The 15,774-nt window shown below is 45.8% G+C and carries 16 protein-coding genes; 8 read left to right on the top strand and 8 right to left on the bottom strand.

Annotated elements, in window-relative coordinates; translation table 11 throughout:
- Positions 1-253 precede the first annotated feature (253 nt).
- From puuE to uraH, 4 genes are all read left to right on the top strand, one after another.
- Positions 254-1,174 carry an allantoinase PuuE gene (gene puuE / locus GQS64_RS09870; protein ID WP_198231457.1) on the top strand — a complete coding sequence of 307 codons (921 nt, stop codon included), beginning with the start codon at positions 254-256 and terminating at the stop codon, positions 1,172-1,174.
- A gap of 40 nt (positions 1,175-1,214) precedes the next feature.
- The gene (locus GQS64_RS09865; RefSeq protein ID WP_198231456.1) at positions 1,215-1,817 is read left to right on the top strand and encodes an ureidoglycolate lyase; all 603 of its coding nucleotides are present in this window, start codon (positions 1,215-1,217) and stop codon (positions 1,815-1,817) included.
- A 103-nt stretch (positions 1,818-1,920) separates the two neighbouring features.
- Entirely contained in the window at positions 1,921-2,448 is a 528-nt protein-coding gene (uraD, locus tag GQS64_RS09860; RefSeq protein WP_198231455.1) for a 2-oxo-4-hydroxy-4-carboxy-5-ureidoimidazoline decarboxylase, read from the top strand.
- Positions 2,449-2,451: 3 nt separating this feature from the next.
- Positions 2,452-2,898 carry a hydroxyisourate hydrolase gene (uraH, locus tag GQS64_RS09855; protein WP_198231454.1) on the top strand — a complete coding sequence of 149 codons (447 nt, stop codon included), beginning with the start codon at positions 2,452-2,454 and terminating at the stop codon, positions 2,896-2,898.
- 166 nt (positions 2,899-3,064) lie between these two features.
- Here uraH and GQS64_RS09850 read toward each other — a convergent pair whose 3' ends face one another.
- The 7 genes from GQS64_RS09850 to GQS64_RS09820 all read right to left on the bottom strand — a co-directional run bounded on the left by GQS64_RS09850 (position 3,065) and on the right by GQS64_RS09820 (position 9,579).
- A complete protein-coding gene (locus GQS64_RS09850) occupies positions 3,065-4,357 on the bottom strand; it encodes an NTP/NDP exchange transporter (RefSeq protein ID WP_198231453.1) in 1,293 nt (430 codons plus the stop codon).
- A complete protein-coding gene (locus tag GQS64_RS09845; protein WP_198231452.1) occupies positions 4,357-5,184 on the bottom strand; it encodes an NADPH-dependent F420 reductase in 828 nt (275 codons plus the stop codon). Before GQS64_RS09845 ends, GQS64_RS09850 begins: the two co-directional genes overlap by 1 nt.
- Before the next feature lie 35 nt (positions 5,185-5,219).
- Entirely contained in the window at positions 5,220-6,131 is a 912-nt protein-coding gene (locus GQS64_RS09840) for an aldo/keto reductase (RefSeq protein ID WP_198231451.1), read from the bottom strand.
- Between the two features lie 666 nt (positions 6,132-6,797).
- Positions 6,798-7,067, bottom strand: a complete 270-nt coding sequence (locus GQS64_RS09835) for a catalase (RefSeq protein WP_198231450.1) — start codon at positions 7,065-7,067, stop codon at positions 6,798-6,800.
- Positions 7,064-7,294 carry a catalase gene (locus GQS64_RS09830; RefSeq protein ID WP_198231449.1) on the bottom strand — a complete coding sequence of 77 codons (231 nt, stop codon included), beginning with the start codon at positions 7,292-7,294 and terminating at the stop codon, positions 7,064-7,066. Before GQS64_RS09830 ends, GQS64_RS09835 begins: the two co-directional genes overlap by 4 nt.
- A 175-nt stretch (positions 7,295-7,469) precedes the next feature.
- Positions 7,470-8,501, bottom strand: a complete 1,032-nt coding sequence (locus tag GQS64_RS09825) for a DUF2955 domain-containing protein (protein ID WP_198231448.1) — start codon at positions 8,499-8,501, stop codon at positions 7,470-7,472.
- On the bottom strand, positions 8,491-9,579 hold the full coding sequence (locus GQS64_RS09820; protein WP_198231447.1) for an HlyD family secretion protein: 1,089 nt from the start codon (positions 9,577-9,579) through the stop codon (positions 8,491-8,493). The genes GQS64_RS09825 and GQS64_RS09820 overlap by 11 nt, the downstream gene beginning before the upstream one ends.
- 118 nt (positions 9,580-9,697) lie before the next feature.
- On the opposite strand from GQS64_RS09820, the gene GQS64_RS09815 reads away from it, so the two are divergent.
- Positions 9,698-10,603, top strand: a complete 906-nt coding sequence (locus GQS64_RS09815; RefSeq protein WP_198231446.1) for a LysR family transcriptional regulator — start codon at positions 9,698-9,700, stop codon at positions 10,601-10,603.
- Here GQS64_RS09815 and GQS64_RS09810 read toward each other — a convergent pair.
- A complete protein-coding gene (locus tag GQS64_RS09810) occupies positions 10,600-11,625 on the bottom strand; it encodes a LacI family DNA-binding transcriptional regulator (RefSeq protein WP_198231445.1) in 1,026 nt (341 codons plus the stop codon). The two genes, GQS64_RS09815 and GQS64_RS09810, sit on opposite strands and share 4 nt — an antisense overlap.
- A gap of 260 nt (positions 11,626-11,885) precedes the next feature.
- Here GQS64_RS09810 and GQS64_RS09805 point away from each other — a divergent pair, with 260 nt between their 5' ends.
- From GQS64_RS09805 to GQS64_RS09795, 3 genes are read left to right on the top strand one after another with little or no spacing between them, the layout of a single operon-like run.
- Positions 11,886-12,617: a gluconate 2-dehydrogenase subunit 3 family protein gene (locus GQS64_RS09805; protein ID WP_198231444.1), complete on the top strand. Its 732-nt coding sequence runs from the start codon at positions 11,886-11,888 to the stop codon at positions 12,615-12,617.
- A 13-nt stretch (positions 12,618-12,630) separates the two neighbouring features.
- Positions 12,631-14,400 carry a GMC family oxidoreductase gene (locus tag GQS64_RS09800; protein ID WP_198231443.1) on the top strand — a complete coding sequence of 590 codons (1,770 nt, stop codon included), beginning with the start codon at positions 12,631-12,633 and terminating at the stop codon, positions 14,398-14,400.
- A 2-nt stretch (positions 14,401-14,402) separates the two neighbouring features.
- Complete coding sequence (locus tag GQS64_RS09795; protein ID WP_198231442.1) at positions 14,403-15,719, top strand: cytochrome c; 1,317 nt, start codon at positions 14,403-14,405, stop codon at positions 15,717-15,719.
- Positions 15,720-15,774 lie beyond the last annotated feature (55 nt).

Genomic DNA, 15,774 nt, shown 5'->3' with positions numbered 1-15,774 from the left:
AGGCCATAAGTTCTTATAAAAAGCACTGCCGGAAAGCATGAAAGCCGACAGATAAAAAGCACTGTTGGAAAGGAAAAACACGCACATAAGTTTTTCCTGAAATGTCCGCGCGATTATGCCTCGAAAGTGAAGTGGCATGGCTTTTGCTTTTCATATTTTCAGCAACTGTTGAGATGCGGAAATTCTACGCGGTTTTATATCGAAGTGTTTTCCGGATATTGTTTTCAATTTTGTTCTTTAGGGAAGAAGAACCATGAAATCCAAGAAAGATTATCGTGCCCGCCAATTTTACGGTTATGGGCCGAACCCGCCAGACCCCGAATGGCCGGACGGGGCAAAAATCGCGGTACAATTTGTCATCAATTATGAAGAAGGCGGGGAAAGCAATATTCTTCATGGTGACAAAGCCTCCGAGCATTTATTATCCGAAATTGTCGGCGCAGTTCCTTGGGAAGGGCAGCGCAATCTCAATATTGAATCCTTGTATGAATATGGTGCGCGTGTCGGCTTTTGGCGGCTCTACCGGCTTTTTACCGAAAGAAATATGAAGCTTACGGTTTTTGCCGTGGCCAAGGCTTTGGAGCTCAATCCGGCTGTTGCGAAAGCCATGGTCGAGGCCGATTGGGAAATTGCCACCCATGGGTTTCGTTGGCTTGAATATAAGGATGTTGATGAAGAGGAAGAGCGTTTTCACATTCGCGAAGCCGTACGCATCCAGAAACAACTAACGGGTGAGCGCCCATATGGAATTTATCAGGGAAAACCGTCGATCAATACTCTGCGGCTAACGATGGAAGAGGGCGGTTTTATCTATTCGTCAGATAGTTATGCCGATGAACTTCCCTATTGGGTAGAAGGCATTGATAAGCCGTTTCTGATTATCCCTTATACATTGGATGTTAATGACATGCGTTTTGCAACCGCGCAAGGCTTCAACAGTGGCGAACAATTTTTCAACTATCTGAAAGACAGTTTCGATGTTCTTTATGAAGAGGGTGAAAAAGGCGCACCGAAAATGCTTTCCATCGGTTTGCATTGTCGTTTGGTTGGCCATCCGGGGCGGGCAAAGGCGCTTGAAAAATTTCTTGATTATGTGGCAGCCAAAAAGTCGGTTTATATTGCACGGCGCATAGATATTGCCCGCCATTGGCAAAGAGTGCATCCGGCCAAATAAGCCTGAAACAGAATAAAGAAAAACCGGAGGACAGGAAACAATGGTCGAGCAGGAAAATCATAAAAAACAATTGCACGAGCTTGCCGTTTTAAAAATCGGAAAAGCCGAATTTTCTCCTTTTGGCGATGTGATCGACGTGAGGGAAGAAACAATTTTGCCCGACCAAATGGACAAAGAAAATAAAACAGGCTCGGCTTACCAAAAAAATCCGGTTATGATCCCGATCAATCAGGGGCGGGCAACCCGCTTTCATGATCTTGCAAAGGTTGAAGCGGAGGGGGAAAAGCCCCGCGTCCTCATCAATGTCTTCCGGTCTCTCCCGATCGACTTTCCTGTTCAGATTGATATGATGGAGCGTCACCCCTATGGCTCGCAGGCATTTCTGCCAGCGGGCGAAAATCCGTTTCTCGTTGTTGTGGCAAAGGATGAAGGAGGCAAACCTTCCGCCCCGCAAGCCTTTTATTGCCCTTCAGGTGTCGGCGTTAATTATCATAAAAATGTCTGGCATTTTCCGCTTCTTGCACTTTTCAAGATGAGCGATTTCTATGTGGTTGATCGCGGTGGTGTCGAAAACAATCTTGAAGAATATTTTTATCAAGACGAGGCTTGGCAAATAAGCCGGTTGCCGGATTTTGATAAATGACGGAAAGACTTCGCGAACTTGCGTTTTAAAGAACGGAATGAAGCAAAATATCAAAATTGAGAACACATAAATACCGGCAAACAAATTAAGGAAAAAAGACCCCGTGAAAATTGAACAATTGAACACTCTTCCAGCCGCCGCTTTTATTGATTGTTTAAGCGGTATTTTCGAGCATTCCCCTTGGGTGGGGGAAAGTGTTGCAGGAAAACGCCCGTTTGAAAATCTCGATGCGCTTTATGAGACCATGGTCGAAGCGGTTCGGCAAGCTCCGGAAGAGTTGAAAGACAGGTTGATTTTGGCTCACCCCGATCTTGCGGGTAAGCTTGCCCGTTCATCGAAATTGACGGCGCAATCGGAAAAAGAACAAAAAGGGGCAGGGCTTGATCGTTTGAGTGAAGATGAATTCGATCAATTTCAGAAATTGAATGAAGCCTATCGGGCAAAATTTTCTTTTCCCTTTATCATTGCGGTTCGGGGGCATGGTGGCAAAGCCCATGACAAATATTCCATTCTCGCCAATATGAAAAAGCGCTTGAACAATGATAAAGATGAAGAAAAAGCCACGGCGTTGACGGAAATCTTCCGCATTGCGCGCTTGCGGCTTGAAGATCTCATCGACAGCGAGGGATAAAACATGACCGGTTTGACAACCCATATTCTTGATACGGCATCCGGTAAACCGGCTAGCGGCGTTAAAATTCAGCTCTACAAGCTTTGCCCGCAAAATGTTACGGAAAATCAAAATAACGGGACAATAAACACCCCCCTTAGCACGGACGAAAAAACGCATTTAGCGGGAGAAAACACGCAATCCGTTGTCAAAAAATTGCTTGTTGAAACAAAGAGCAATCAGGATGGGCGAACGGAAAAACCGCTTCTTGATGAAAAGGCGATGGAACAAGGGCAATATGAATTGCACTTTTTCACGGCAGCCTATTTTTTAAACCAGGGCGTAAAACTTGATAACCCGCCTTTTCTTGATGAAATCACCATAAGCTTTTCAATAGCCGATAACACCGCCCATTATCATGTGCCGCTTCTTGTAAGCCCGTGGAGCTATTCGACCTATCGCGGCAGTTGAAAAACGAGGCCGGATATGGAGTAAAAATCCGGCTGGATATTAAAATGAGGCCGGATATGATGACCGGATATTATGATTTGTGCACATCATTCTCGCCGCCACTTTCAGGCATAAGTTTGTAAGCCCATGTTTCAGGCTTGTTGAGTATTTTTGGGCGTTATCGGTTTTAAAGTTCGTCGTAACGCTTGCCGATTTTCTTTCCGGAAATTGCCCAGATACAGGATAAAACAAGTGCAAGCAGCATAATAACCGGCGGCTGGACGACGTTGCGGATAAGCGTATCAACCCAGCCCCAGAATGCATCCGACCCGCGATAGACAAAAGTATCAATAGCGTTTTTTGCACTGAAACGCGAATTTTCATCAACTGCCGAAAAGAGCATTTCACGGGCAGGGCGGGCAAGTGCATATTCTCCCACACGCCGCAATATCATCGCGATTGCCAAAATCGGAAAACAATAGAATATGCCGAGTAGTCCAAACAAGATCACCATCATGACAGGCAAGCTTACAAGCAAGAATGTCACGCCGAATTTTTTTGCAATGCGGGCGGTAACGAACATCTGGATAAGAATGGACGAGGTTTGCACAACCGTATCCATAATGGAAAAAAACTGTGTCTGTTCAGCAGGATTGGTAAAGGTAGCCTGAACAAGGCGCGCCTGCGCGTAATAAAGAAAAGTGGTTCCGGCCGAGGTGAAAATGGCATAAACGGCAATTTGGCTGAGATAAGGCGATTGCACAATGAGTTTCAAGCCAATCCATATGCCGGAATAGGTTTCACTCTTTTCTTTTTCCGACGCAGTCATTCCAGGCTTGTCTTGTTTCATGTCTTTGCCGCGGCCGAAATCGCTTCGCCAGTGCACGAGAAAAAGCCAGAGAAAAAGCGTTGATAAAAACAGCGCTGTCGAAATTAAAAGAAGCCCCGCATAGCCCACTTTTTCAACCATAAATGCGCTTATCAACGGGCCGGTTATGCCGCCAAGACTTGCGCCTGCCGATAGGGGGCCAAACAGGCGCTGAGCCTGTTCTTTGGTAAAAACCTCGGCCAAAAAGCTCCAGGTGAGGGAAATAACAAACAGGTTATAAACTGAAACCCAGACAAAGAATGCCCGCCCCACCCAGACACTGCCGCTATTATAATAAAGGCTTAACGTAAAGCCCAGCATAATAAGACTACAAAAAAGCGTCGAATAGATGAAGAGATTGGTCTTTTTAATCTTCTGGCTGATAAAGCCGAAAACGGGCACAACGAGAAACATGGCGCAAAAAGTGGCAGTAAAAAGCCATGAGAGATGATCGACACCACCGGCAATGCCGAATGTTTCACGCACCGGTCGCAACATGAAATAGCTGCAAAAGACAAGAAAAAGCGTGAAAAAGCCGCCCAAAAAAGCAACTGTTTCATGCGCTTTTAGCGCGAACAGACGTTCAAATATATGTTGCAGCTTGTTTATCATTATAGGCCAAGGCGTTTACGCAATTTATCTGCCGGAAGGTGGGCACGAAAGCCCGGCGCGCCGGGGGCGAAAATATGCGCTGTTTCAAGTTTGCCGGTGATGACAGGTTCGCAACCGGTTTCGCGCGCAAGCTCTGCCACAACGTCCAACGCTTTTTCATCGTCACTTGCCATCGGCATACCAACAGCTTCTATCTTTTTATTGAAACAATCTTCAATTACCGTGGCGTCAACCGCCGAAAAAGCACGGACGAGGCGCACATCCGGCACATATTTTTTTACCGTTTCGGCAACGCCGTTTTTCTTTGCTTCGATTGAAAGAGGCTCTAAATCTCCTCCCCACAAAGGTGGGTTGGTAGCATCAATAACAATTTTCCCCTTCATTTCAGCGGCAAAATCTTTGCCGATTTGAGGCCAGGCTGAAAACGGCACTGCAACAAGGATAACATCACCAAATTGTGCCGCCTGGCGCGGTGTACCGACTGAAGCTTTGTCTCCAAGCGGGTTTGTCAAGCGTCGTAACTCATCCGGATGGCGCGAAGAAAACATCACCGAATGGCCGGATTTTACAAGGAGGGTTGCAACAGTTCCGCCAAGCGAGCCGGCGCCAATGACCCCGATTTTAAGATTTTTGACATCAGCTTCCGTTTTTGTTGCGGGGCTATCGTTTACTGTTTCCGCTTTGGATGAATTTGAAGCTTTACCCACCGAATTTTCAGTATTTTGTGAAAAAGCCTGTGTCAGGGAAAAAATCTCGGCAAGAGACAGAGCTAAAGCAGATTTTAATATAAAACGACGATCAAGAGACATGTTGAACCTTCTTGTCATGAACCTTGTTCTCCAGAGAGGGAAACCTTTTTTGCTCAAATCGGGAAAGCCTTATCAAGTCGGGCGAGATCTTCTTCATCAAGATGAAGAGAAAGTGCGGCGCTGTTTTCACGGCAATGTGCAGGCGAACCCGATTGGGGAATGGAAATGGTAAAATTGTTTCTGATTGTCCAGCCGATTGCGATTGCAGCAGCAGTCATATGATGTTTTTGCGCAATGTCTTTTAACACCGCATTTTGCAAAAGCGGGGTTTTACCCGAACCAAGCGGTGAATAGGCCATAATCGGCATAGCGTTATTTTTTGACCAATCGAGAAGGCCACCTTCGATAGAGCGGTCGACAAGTGAATATTCCACCTGATTGGTTGCGCATTGGTCGCCTTTCTCAAGGCTGAAAAGATCATTCATGTCATTAATGGAAAAATTGGAAACGCCCCAATCGACAATGGAACCTTCGCTTTTTAATTCTTCAAATGTATCAACCACAGTTTTGAGGTTTGAAATTCCGCCACGCCAATGCAAAAGATAAAGATCCATTTGCTTTAATCCCAAGCGTTGAAGGCTGTTTTTGCAGGCATTGCGAATGTCTTCGGCTTTTGTTGCGTGCGAAGGCATGACTTTTGAAACGATATAAGGTTTTGTTCCGGCCTTTTTGATGACGCGGCCAACCATTTCTTCAGCTTTACCGGAACTGTAAAGCTCGGCGGTGTCAATCAGATTCATGCCAAGATCAAGACCGGTTACAAGCGCTTCCTCTTCTTGTTCGAGAGGGCGTTGACCGGCTGCAAGCGTCCATGTTCCCATGCCAAGCGTCGGGATCATCCGGCCGGTTTTAAGACGGATTGGAGGGTTTTTTATAGCTGTGGCTTGTGTAGTTGCCGAAATTGTCGGACCAAGCATGAAAGCTGCACCACAGGCGATAGCAAATTGTCGACGTGTTATGTCCATTCTAGCGCCTTTCCTGTTTTTGTAGAGAGCAAGTATAGCCGAGCTTTCAAAAACGAAAAAGGCATTATTGTTCATTTGAGCGATGAATGAAAATCATGAATGATTGGGGAGAAACAGAATTTTATCAAGCCAAGCTTTAGAGGCTGAAAAACTTCTGTTGAAGCAACGAGGCTCATCGAAAAAAGCCACTTCGACGAATGAAAACCTCAAAAATTCGCGTTAGTTGCAGCCACATGGAAAAAACCGTTAAGATAATGGCCTCGTGAAAATGACGCAAAGATGGAATCTTGAAAATTCCTTTTCGGCGTAGGTTTAACGTGGTGACGAAGAGTTAAGTGAAGCGCAATTTTTATCAACTTGCCATCGGATATGGGATACCGTTGTAGATACTACCATGACTACAGCATGGACATTGCAGTTGAGCGGGTGGAAACATGCCGGTGTCTTCGGGGACTGAAGATATAGTCTGCAATCTGATGCATGATCTTGCCCGTTGGATTTGTTAAAGATTGGAAGACGTCCACTTTTAATAGTGTCATCCAAGACTTTCTGATAGCTTTTCTGTGTTTGCCAGATAACGTCTCATCCTACATCATTGATCAGATGTTTACAATCTTGCATGGTTTTGGAGTGGAATTTCACTCAATAGCGTTGGCCTTCTTTATTTTAGAGAGAATAGGTATGCGACCCGTAGCTATTTATATGCATGAGCTCGACCGCCAAGCCTCTATTCGACATAAGAATTGTCACCCAGAGGGCTTTCCCGTGACAATAATTAAAAATCCCACATGGCTGTGTTAGAACGCAAATCGGTGCGCGGAAGGCGTTTTTATGTATGGATAAAGTCAGGAATTTTATGAGGATCATGCACGAAAGAAAACGGGGATCATTGTTGCCGACTAAATCCCTATTGCCTTCTGGCCAATAGAAATTCAAAACAAACAGCGTTCATCACGTTCGGTATCGGCAACGCCTATATCATCTGCCATTGATGAGAACCTTGCGAGCATTGGCGTGTCAGAGCCCGGTTGCAAAACGTTCTCTATCGCATAGCGCAAAATGCCGCTGGTGATATCAAGCATGCCATACCTCCGCCAAGCCATGGCATAGACGGCTCTTTCCTGAATGCGTTCGCGGTTTTGATGAGCAAGCTTCTCTGTCAATTAATAGTTTTGGATGAGGTGATAGTCTTGGAAAAGGACAGAGCCTGGTAAAACCGAGGTTATAGAGTTTTGATTATCAAATAGCGCCGCGCTTGCCATTATTGTCAATGGCAAGCGATTGGTCATGTCGGTTTCCTCTCATCTATCAAGGTTGATTTTTTCATGATGAGCAGTCTTAAACTTCCCATCTTGTCGATGCAAAACGGTTAAGCGCATAATGAACGAGCGAGATCAAGACGAGCATAAGGGAAATCGAGACAACAATCGATGTGCCGCGATAAAGAGAATCTCCGATAATATCATCGCTTGGCTTCAGCAGACCGTAGAGAATTGCCAGCGCTGTCACGGCAGCAAAGCCCTCTGCCGAGCCGCTCTTGTCTCGCGTATGTTGCGCACTGAACCAGAAGAGGCCGAAAAGGAAAGCACAGGCTGTCAAAGGAAAATATTCTGAATAGCCGGAAATCAGCAATTGGGCGACAACAGCTTGGATCGAGCCGGTCACCGAGCCATAGAGCCGTGTTCTTCCCGAGTTCCATATCGCATCATGGGACATAGCCAAAAGGACAAGGATCGTCGCCATTTGTGCGCTTAATGAATCCCTCATTTCAACCGACTGGAAGAAGATAAACGACCCAGTTGCTCCAAACGCGCAGAGCAAGACAAGGTGGCGGCGTTGACTGGGTGTTCGTGGCGGCGGGATACGCGCAACCCTTGGTTCAACATCAGGAAACAAGGCAAATGAAATGATATAGAACACAACGCTTAAAAAAATGGCCCCGCCTATGTTCCAGAACAGATCTTGCCATGACGTTTCCGGATAACTGCCGAAGTGAACCAGGGCGCTGCAAATACACAAAGACATCGCGCCATACATGAAAAGTTTGTATGGTCCCGCCATCAGAGAAAAGCAGATTATCATGAAGCCGAAATAGCAGACCATCATAACCATTGGATGCTCTGAAAAGATAGCAATCATAATACCTGCTGCTGCCATGCCTGTCGGGGCGCTGACAAGATATTGCAAAGCGACATGACTGTCATAAGAGGGTGCCAAGCCGATGAGAACCAGCGGATAGACTGCATAATAGGTTGCGTAAGGCCAGCCGAATATCGTTGCCAAAGCCCATGCACTAAAGGCGCCGAACGTCATACGGCAAGCCATTTGCCAATCATTGGCATTGAGTTGTGGTGTAAGATCAATAGACATAATGCGACAGTGCCAGAACACGGATTTGAATTTGCGCGAAAACGCGGGAGAACCAGGAATTATTCGGCACAAGCTGAACAGTTGCGCGGCCGCCGCTGACAACTTCAGGCGGAGTTTCCAGCATAACATTGACGCGCACACGCTGCGCGCGCCGTATCCAACGGTCTGTTTCGACAATTTCAACCAGCGAACCGTCGGCATTGATCTGTCCTTCGGCGATACCTGCGTCAATGGATGAAACATGGCCATTGAAGACTTGGCCAGGCAAAGCATCGAACGTCACATAAGCAGGATCGCCGACATGAACACGCGATAATGCTTTTTCCCTAAAATCTGCACCGATAGTGGGGTTAAGGCCGACAACCGCCATGACCGGAGTACCTGCACTGACATAGTTGCCCGGACCTAGGTGCATATTGGTGACGGTGCCACCTTCGGACAGTGCTACTTTGGTTTTGGATAGATCACGCTCTGCAATGGCAAGATTATTTCTGGCTTCCCGTAAATAAAGGTTATCCGGCCCTTCATCTCCTCTCAAAACGACGCTTGAGCGCAATCGCGCTTCGGCCACATGAAGCGCTGCAACACTTTCGTCGCGATTGGCGACAGCTGTGTCGGCATCACTTTTGGAAATCGTATTGTTGGCACTCAATTCCAATTTTCGATTGGCTTGTCTGATGGCATCATCAGCGGTCGCTTTTGCACTAGCAATGGCAGCGCGTGCTTCAGCAATGTCGGCATCACGTTGACGGATAGTAAGCTCGGCTTGCTCCAAGGCTAATCTGGCTGATGTGACATTCAATTCATAGCGTGTCGGGTCAATCTCGAACAATACTTCTCCGGCTTTAATCGGCTGGTCATTGTCAACATTTACACGTACAACTGTGCCTGATACCTCTGGCGCAATACGGATTGTATCGTAAATAACGCGCACTTCCGATGTGACCGGCATGAATTGGTCGGCTATGACCAGATAAAACAAGAAAAATGCACCAACTCCTACACACCTGTAGACACTGCGGCGGAAACGTTGTTCCGGGGTAAGAATAGGTTTGGGTAATGTAACAGTTTCTTCCATAACCATACAATCTTTAGGTTCGATTTAAATTCATTGTTTAAATGATTGTATTGTTTGCCGAGTCCTTGTAGTCCCAAAAGAAGGGAGCTATCCTTCCAAATAATGGAAGGATAAAAATATGGAAGAATTGAGCGATCTTAGACTGTTTGTCCGTATCGTTTCTGCCGGTAGTTTATCGGAGACAGCAAGACGAATTCATAGCTCACTTCCAGCGGTGAGCCGACGTTTGGCAGCATTGGAAGAGCGTTTGGGTGTGCGTTTGATCGAACGTGGGCCACGGCGTTTTACGTTGACAGAAGAAGGAAGTTTCCTGTTATCCAAGGCCGAGGCAATCATAGAAGAAATGGATATGATTGAAGCGCAGGTTATGGCTCATGCCAAGCAACCGAGCGGGTATCTGCGCGTAGCGGCACCATTACAAATAGGTCGCACCTTCATAGCTCCTGCAATTGCTGAATTTACAACAATCAATCCGGAGATAACGATAGAACTTGTGCTGAATGACGCACATATCGATATATTGGACGACGAAATAGATATAGGTATATTACTTGACCTTCCAAGCGACGGCAACTTGATAACCAAAACATTATTACGTAGTCGCCGTGTCACGATTGCTTCTCCGGCTTATGTAAAAAATCATCCTGTAATACAGTCACCACGGGATTTGCTAGATCATGATTGTGCCCGGTTAGTCCGTGGCAGGCGCATCTTTGATAAATGGATTTATAAGGAAAATGGAAATCTGAAAGAAGTCAAAGTAACAGGTAAACTGCTTTCAAATAATGCAGAGGTTATTCATGAATGGGCATTGGCTGGCAAAGCTGTAGTATCCAAAGCATTGTGGGACGTTGAAAAAGATATAAAAGAGGGTCGGCTCGTCCGTCTGCTTCAGGAATATGAATGTGATGACATCAACTTATATGCGGTCTATGCTTCACGTTCGCATATGCCGTCCAGAATGCGTTTGTTTTTGGATTTTATATCAACCGAAATAAGCGCCAATTTATTCAATGGCATCTAACAGTTTTCACCAATTAAAATATGAAATGGAATAATCTTTTGTAGCGAATTTGTAGTGTTAGTCGATGCTGACAAAGCTATCATAAACCGAACTGTACTTTCTGCTATCTCAAGCACCGGATGGGGTAATAACACATCGATCTTCCCCATTGTTAGATATTGACGGGTCAATTCGGTCAATTCCATGCCAACAATTGTCGGTCTCCTATGGCTTTTGATGTTGGCCGCCTTAGCTGCTCCTTCAAGACCGCCGCCTGCGACCAAAATTCCGGTTATGTCCTGATGTTTTTTTAGAAGTTGATCAACCAATTCATACGCTTTTTCATCGGACTCTCCGGTCATTTTTGTGCCGAGTAACTCCAATCCAGAATGCGATTTGATATATGAGCGGAAGCTTGTTTCTATGACTTGTTGGCATAAATATCGATCAGAGCCGATAAGGACACCGATTTTACCTTCCGGTTTGCTAAGTTTGTGCATAAACCAACCGGCCGATCTTCCCAGTTGCCAGTCATTTGACCCCACATGGCCCTTACATGAAGGGCTTGATACATTTGATACCATTGCTACGACTGGCACGTTCTTATTAGCCAGCACAGAAATAGCATAGTTAATGCAAGGATGGTCAGGGCAGATGCAGCCAATAACGTCGCATTGCTCACCAAGATCTAACAACTCGCGAGAAATATTTTCAGAATCAACATCCTCTATATGTCGGATAATGGCCTTTCCACTTATCCCTTGGGCATTGATCGTTCGACTGACAAGTACCTTGGCCATTTCATTGTACAGTTCACGCTTTTTGCTGTTTATCAAGAAACCGAAAGTTCTTTCCGGTGCATTATTTTGAAGTCTGGAGCGAATACTGGCAATATTTTTAAATCCGATCTCGTCAGCCACTGTCAGGACATGTTCAACCGTTGATTGCTTAACTTTGCTACGACCGTTAACAATGCGATTGACTGTTGAGACACTAACTTGAGCCTGGGTTGCCAGATCGTAGATGGTTGGACGCCTTTTCATTTTACTACCCACAAATTCCAGTCTGTTAAAAGAAATAAATGCCGATCATACTTGGCATCAGGCTTGCTCGCGTAAGCATTAATATCATAATGAGATAAAAGTGTCTTCAATTTATATCGTCATGGCATGAACTGCAAACCTCTCTGATAAAAGCTTTGCATTCAGTTGTCTTCAGGCGTCTATGATAAAAATACTCTTTAACATAAAATAGCTTATGAACATTGGGAATGACATAAATATGTCATTTGTGAGGGGACGTTATGAATAGAAGAGAAGCTTTGTTATCATTAGGCGCTTTAGCTGTAAGCGGCTCTATTTCATCAATCTCTCAGGCCAAAGAACTAAATAGTTATCCCGAAAGAACGGCGATAACCCATGAGAGTTTACCCAATCCGCCCCGTAAGGATAAGGTTTGGCAAGTCCTGATTGATGAAGAGGACCGCAAGACCTTAGCCGTTGTTTTTGATCGATTTATCCCGTCGGACGAGTATGGGCCATCAGCGACAGAAGCCGGCTGCCTTGTGTTTATAGACAATCAGCTGTCAGGTGACTACGGAGCAGGCGCTTCTATGTATCTTGACGGCCCTTATGACGTGCAAAACGAGGAAAAAATCATGGGTTTTCCTCAATTCATAGCAACTCCCAAAGACCGCTATATTTCAGGTTTGAAAGCCCTTCAATCCTATAGTCATGAGAACTATCGCAAACCTATTTATGAACTTTCAAATGAGCAAATCGACGGCATATTGTCGGGCATGGAAGATGGTTCGATAAGCTTGGGTGGTACTGTCAATACCAAAGCGTTTTTTGAATTAATGCTACAAAACGTCCGCGAGGGGTATCTCGCAGATCCGATTTATGGCGGCAACAAAGATATGGTCGGGTGGAAAATGATCGGTTTTCCTGGAGCGCGCTATGATTACAGGCCTTATATAGACCGTCGCGGCGAAGATTTGAAGTTAATCCCTGTCAGCCTCGTGCCAGAATATTGATAGGGAAGATGACATGATTAATAAGCACAAACACGTTGATGTTGTCATTGTCGGGCTTGGTTGGGCCGGTTCGTTTATGGCAGAAGAACTCACTCGGGCTGGTCTTAGCGTTGTTGCTATCGAGCGCGGTTCATGGCGCGATACATCAACGGATTATCCGCCTGCGGTTGATCCTGATGAATTGAAGTGGCACACACGGCGGACGATGTTGTTGCCGCAAACATCCAACACGCAAACCTATCGCCAACATTCCAATCAAACAGCTGTGCCTATACGAACAGCTGGTGCTTTCATGTTAGGTAACAATGTCGGCGGCGCGGCAACACATTGGGCGGGTATGTCATGGCGTTTTACACCTTGGGATTTCGAAGTAGCAACCAGAACCAAGGAAAGATATGGAGCAGCCTATCTGCGTGATATGCCGATTCAGGATTGGGGCGTCAGCTATCAGGATATGGAGCCATATTACGATCGTGTTGAACGAATAGCCGGTACATCTGGCAAAGCTGGTAACATTATGGGCAGCATTCAAGAAGGGGGCAACCCATTTGAAGGGCCTAGATCACGTGAATATCCAACTCCGCCGCTCAAAGATACAAATTGGATGAGTCTCTATCGGCAAACAACCATAAATATGGGCTATAAGCCCTTTCCGATACCTGCCGGAAATATCAGTCAGGCCTACGTGAATACGTTAGGCGTGACTATGGGGCCATGTACCTATTGCGGCTTTTGTGATTTTCATGGTTGCGGAAATTATTCCAAGTCATCACCCCAAGCATGTATCCTGCCTGCCCTTATGAGACGGCCGAATTTTTCATTATTAACCGACACCGAGGTCGTGGAAGTAGTGAAGCATGATGACGGTAAAACGGCAAAAGGGGTACGCTTCATTACACCAAATGGTGAAGAGGAATTTCAATCTGCCGATGTAATATGTTTGACAGCCTTTCATACCGATAATGTCCGGCTGATGTTGTTGTCCGGCATTGGCGAGCCTTATGACCCGGTTTCAGGCAAAGGCACGACCGGCAAAAATTATAATTACCAGACTTGTTCGAACGTCGGTGCTTTCATAGACGATAACCCGATGAATCCATTTATCGGCGCAGGAGCATTGGGTCTCCAAATTGATGAATTTAATGGCGATAATTTCGATCATTCCGGTTTAGGTTTTATTGGCGGGGCTGGCATCATGTGCACCTCCACTGATGGAAGGCCTATTGCCCACATGAATGTATTGAGGCCCGGAACAAAACGTTGGGGGAGTGAATGGAAAGCAGGCTACGCCAGAGACTACCAAAGTGCGGTTAGCGTATTTGCTCAAGGGACTTCAATGCCGACGCGGGATGCCTATCTGTCTCTTGATCCAACATACAAAGATAAACACGGACTGCCCTTATTGAGGGTGACTTTTGACTATGCCCAGAATGATATGGATATGGCACGATATGTAACGCAGCGCGCCATTGAAATCATGAAAGAGGCCGGAGGTAAACATATCACTCCCGTCAATCAGGCCGACAGTCCATGGAATCCGGGCAAACAATTCAGCGGTCATACAATTGGCGGTGCACCAATGGGAACAGATCCCTCCATATCGGCTGTAAATCCTTATTTACAAAGCTGGAATGTTCATAATGTCTTTGTTGTTGGCGCGTCCGCATTCCCGAACAATGCCGGTTATAATCCGACAATAACCGTGGGTGCATTAGCCCTTCGCGCGGCCGATGCCATTCACCAGACATACATAAAAAATCCCTCTCCTCTGATAGGGGGATGACTATGAAATTACGTTCTAAAGTTAAAATAACGATTGCTCTGTTTTGTCTCGGTGCTGCAACGATTGTCGGCTTTTGGGGGTATCAAACGTTTGATACTTCCCGATCATCTGTTGCCGATGATGTCAAACCACTTGCAGATGTCGTGATAAATGACGCGGTGAAGATTGCACGCGGAGAATATATCATGCATGCCTCTGATTGCTCTGCGTGTCACAGCAGCGATAAAGGCGATTTTGCCGGTGGACATAGCTTCTCTACAGATTTCGGTGTTTTGCTATCGTCAAATATAACGCCTGATCGCGATACCGGAATCGGGAATATGACGGAACGTGATTTTTTCAACGCGGTACGTCATGGCCAAGGGTCCAAAGGTCTACTTTATCCCGCAATGCCATATACAGCATTTGTAAATATAAATGACGAAGATATGCATGATCTTTGGGCCTATATGTCGACCATCAAGCCTATTAAAAATAACGTCAATGAGAATGCGGGACTGAATTTCCCATATAACATTCGTCTGGCCATGGCTGGTTGGAATATGTTGTTTTTTAAAAACCGGCCCTTTCGATTGACAGAAAATATTACGCAATTACAGAGCCGGGGCAAATATCTTGTTGAAGGTCTGGCTCATTGTTCTGTTTGTCATACGCCGCGCAATGGTCTGGGTGCAGAGATAAAATCAGCAGGTCTTCAGGGTGGGTTTCCTGATGGCTGGTATGCACCAGACATAACATCCAATCGCCAAACAGGAATTGGTAGTTACAACGAAACACAACTAAAAACCTATTTAAAAACAGGTGCGAATGATAGCACGATTGCCGCGGGGCCTATGGCTGAAGCAATTGAGGATTCACTCCAATATCTGACAGACGATGATGTTACTGCCATAGTTGAATACCTAAAAACGGTTCCTTCCTCTGAACATAAGAGAACCGCTCCGATGGCTATTGATGATGCTTCTTTCAAAAACAACGCTCTTGTATACGAGGTCAATTGCAGTGCCTGTCATGGATTGAAAGGCGAAGGAATAAAGGGAATGATTCCACCTTTTGCCGGCAATCGTAGCATCGTTGCCGATGATCCCACAAACCTTATTCATGCAATGTTGCAAGGTGCAAGAGCGCCCCACACTTCAAGCTTACAAACAGCCGCTGGAATGCCTTCGTTCGACTGGAAAATGAACGATAAGGAGATCGCTGAAATCCTCGATTATATCAGAAACTCTTGGGGCAATAGCGCTAAAAAAGTTGATCCGGAGCATGTCAGGAGAATGAGAAGTGATCTGCGTGCAATGGAAAAGCTAGGAATGCAATGACAGCAACCAAGGATAACAACATAAACCGGACACTAAACACATAAGCCAAGAAGCA

The sequence above is a fragment of the Bartonella sp. P0282 genome, assembly GCF_048452985.1.
Classification (GTDB): domain Bacteria; phylum Pseudomonadota; class Alphaproteobacteria; order Rhizobiales; family Rhizobiaceae; genus Bartonella; species Bartonella choladocola.
This window is presented reverse-complemented; position numbering and strand designations above follow the sequence as displayed.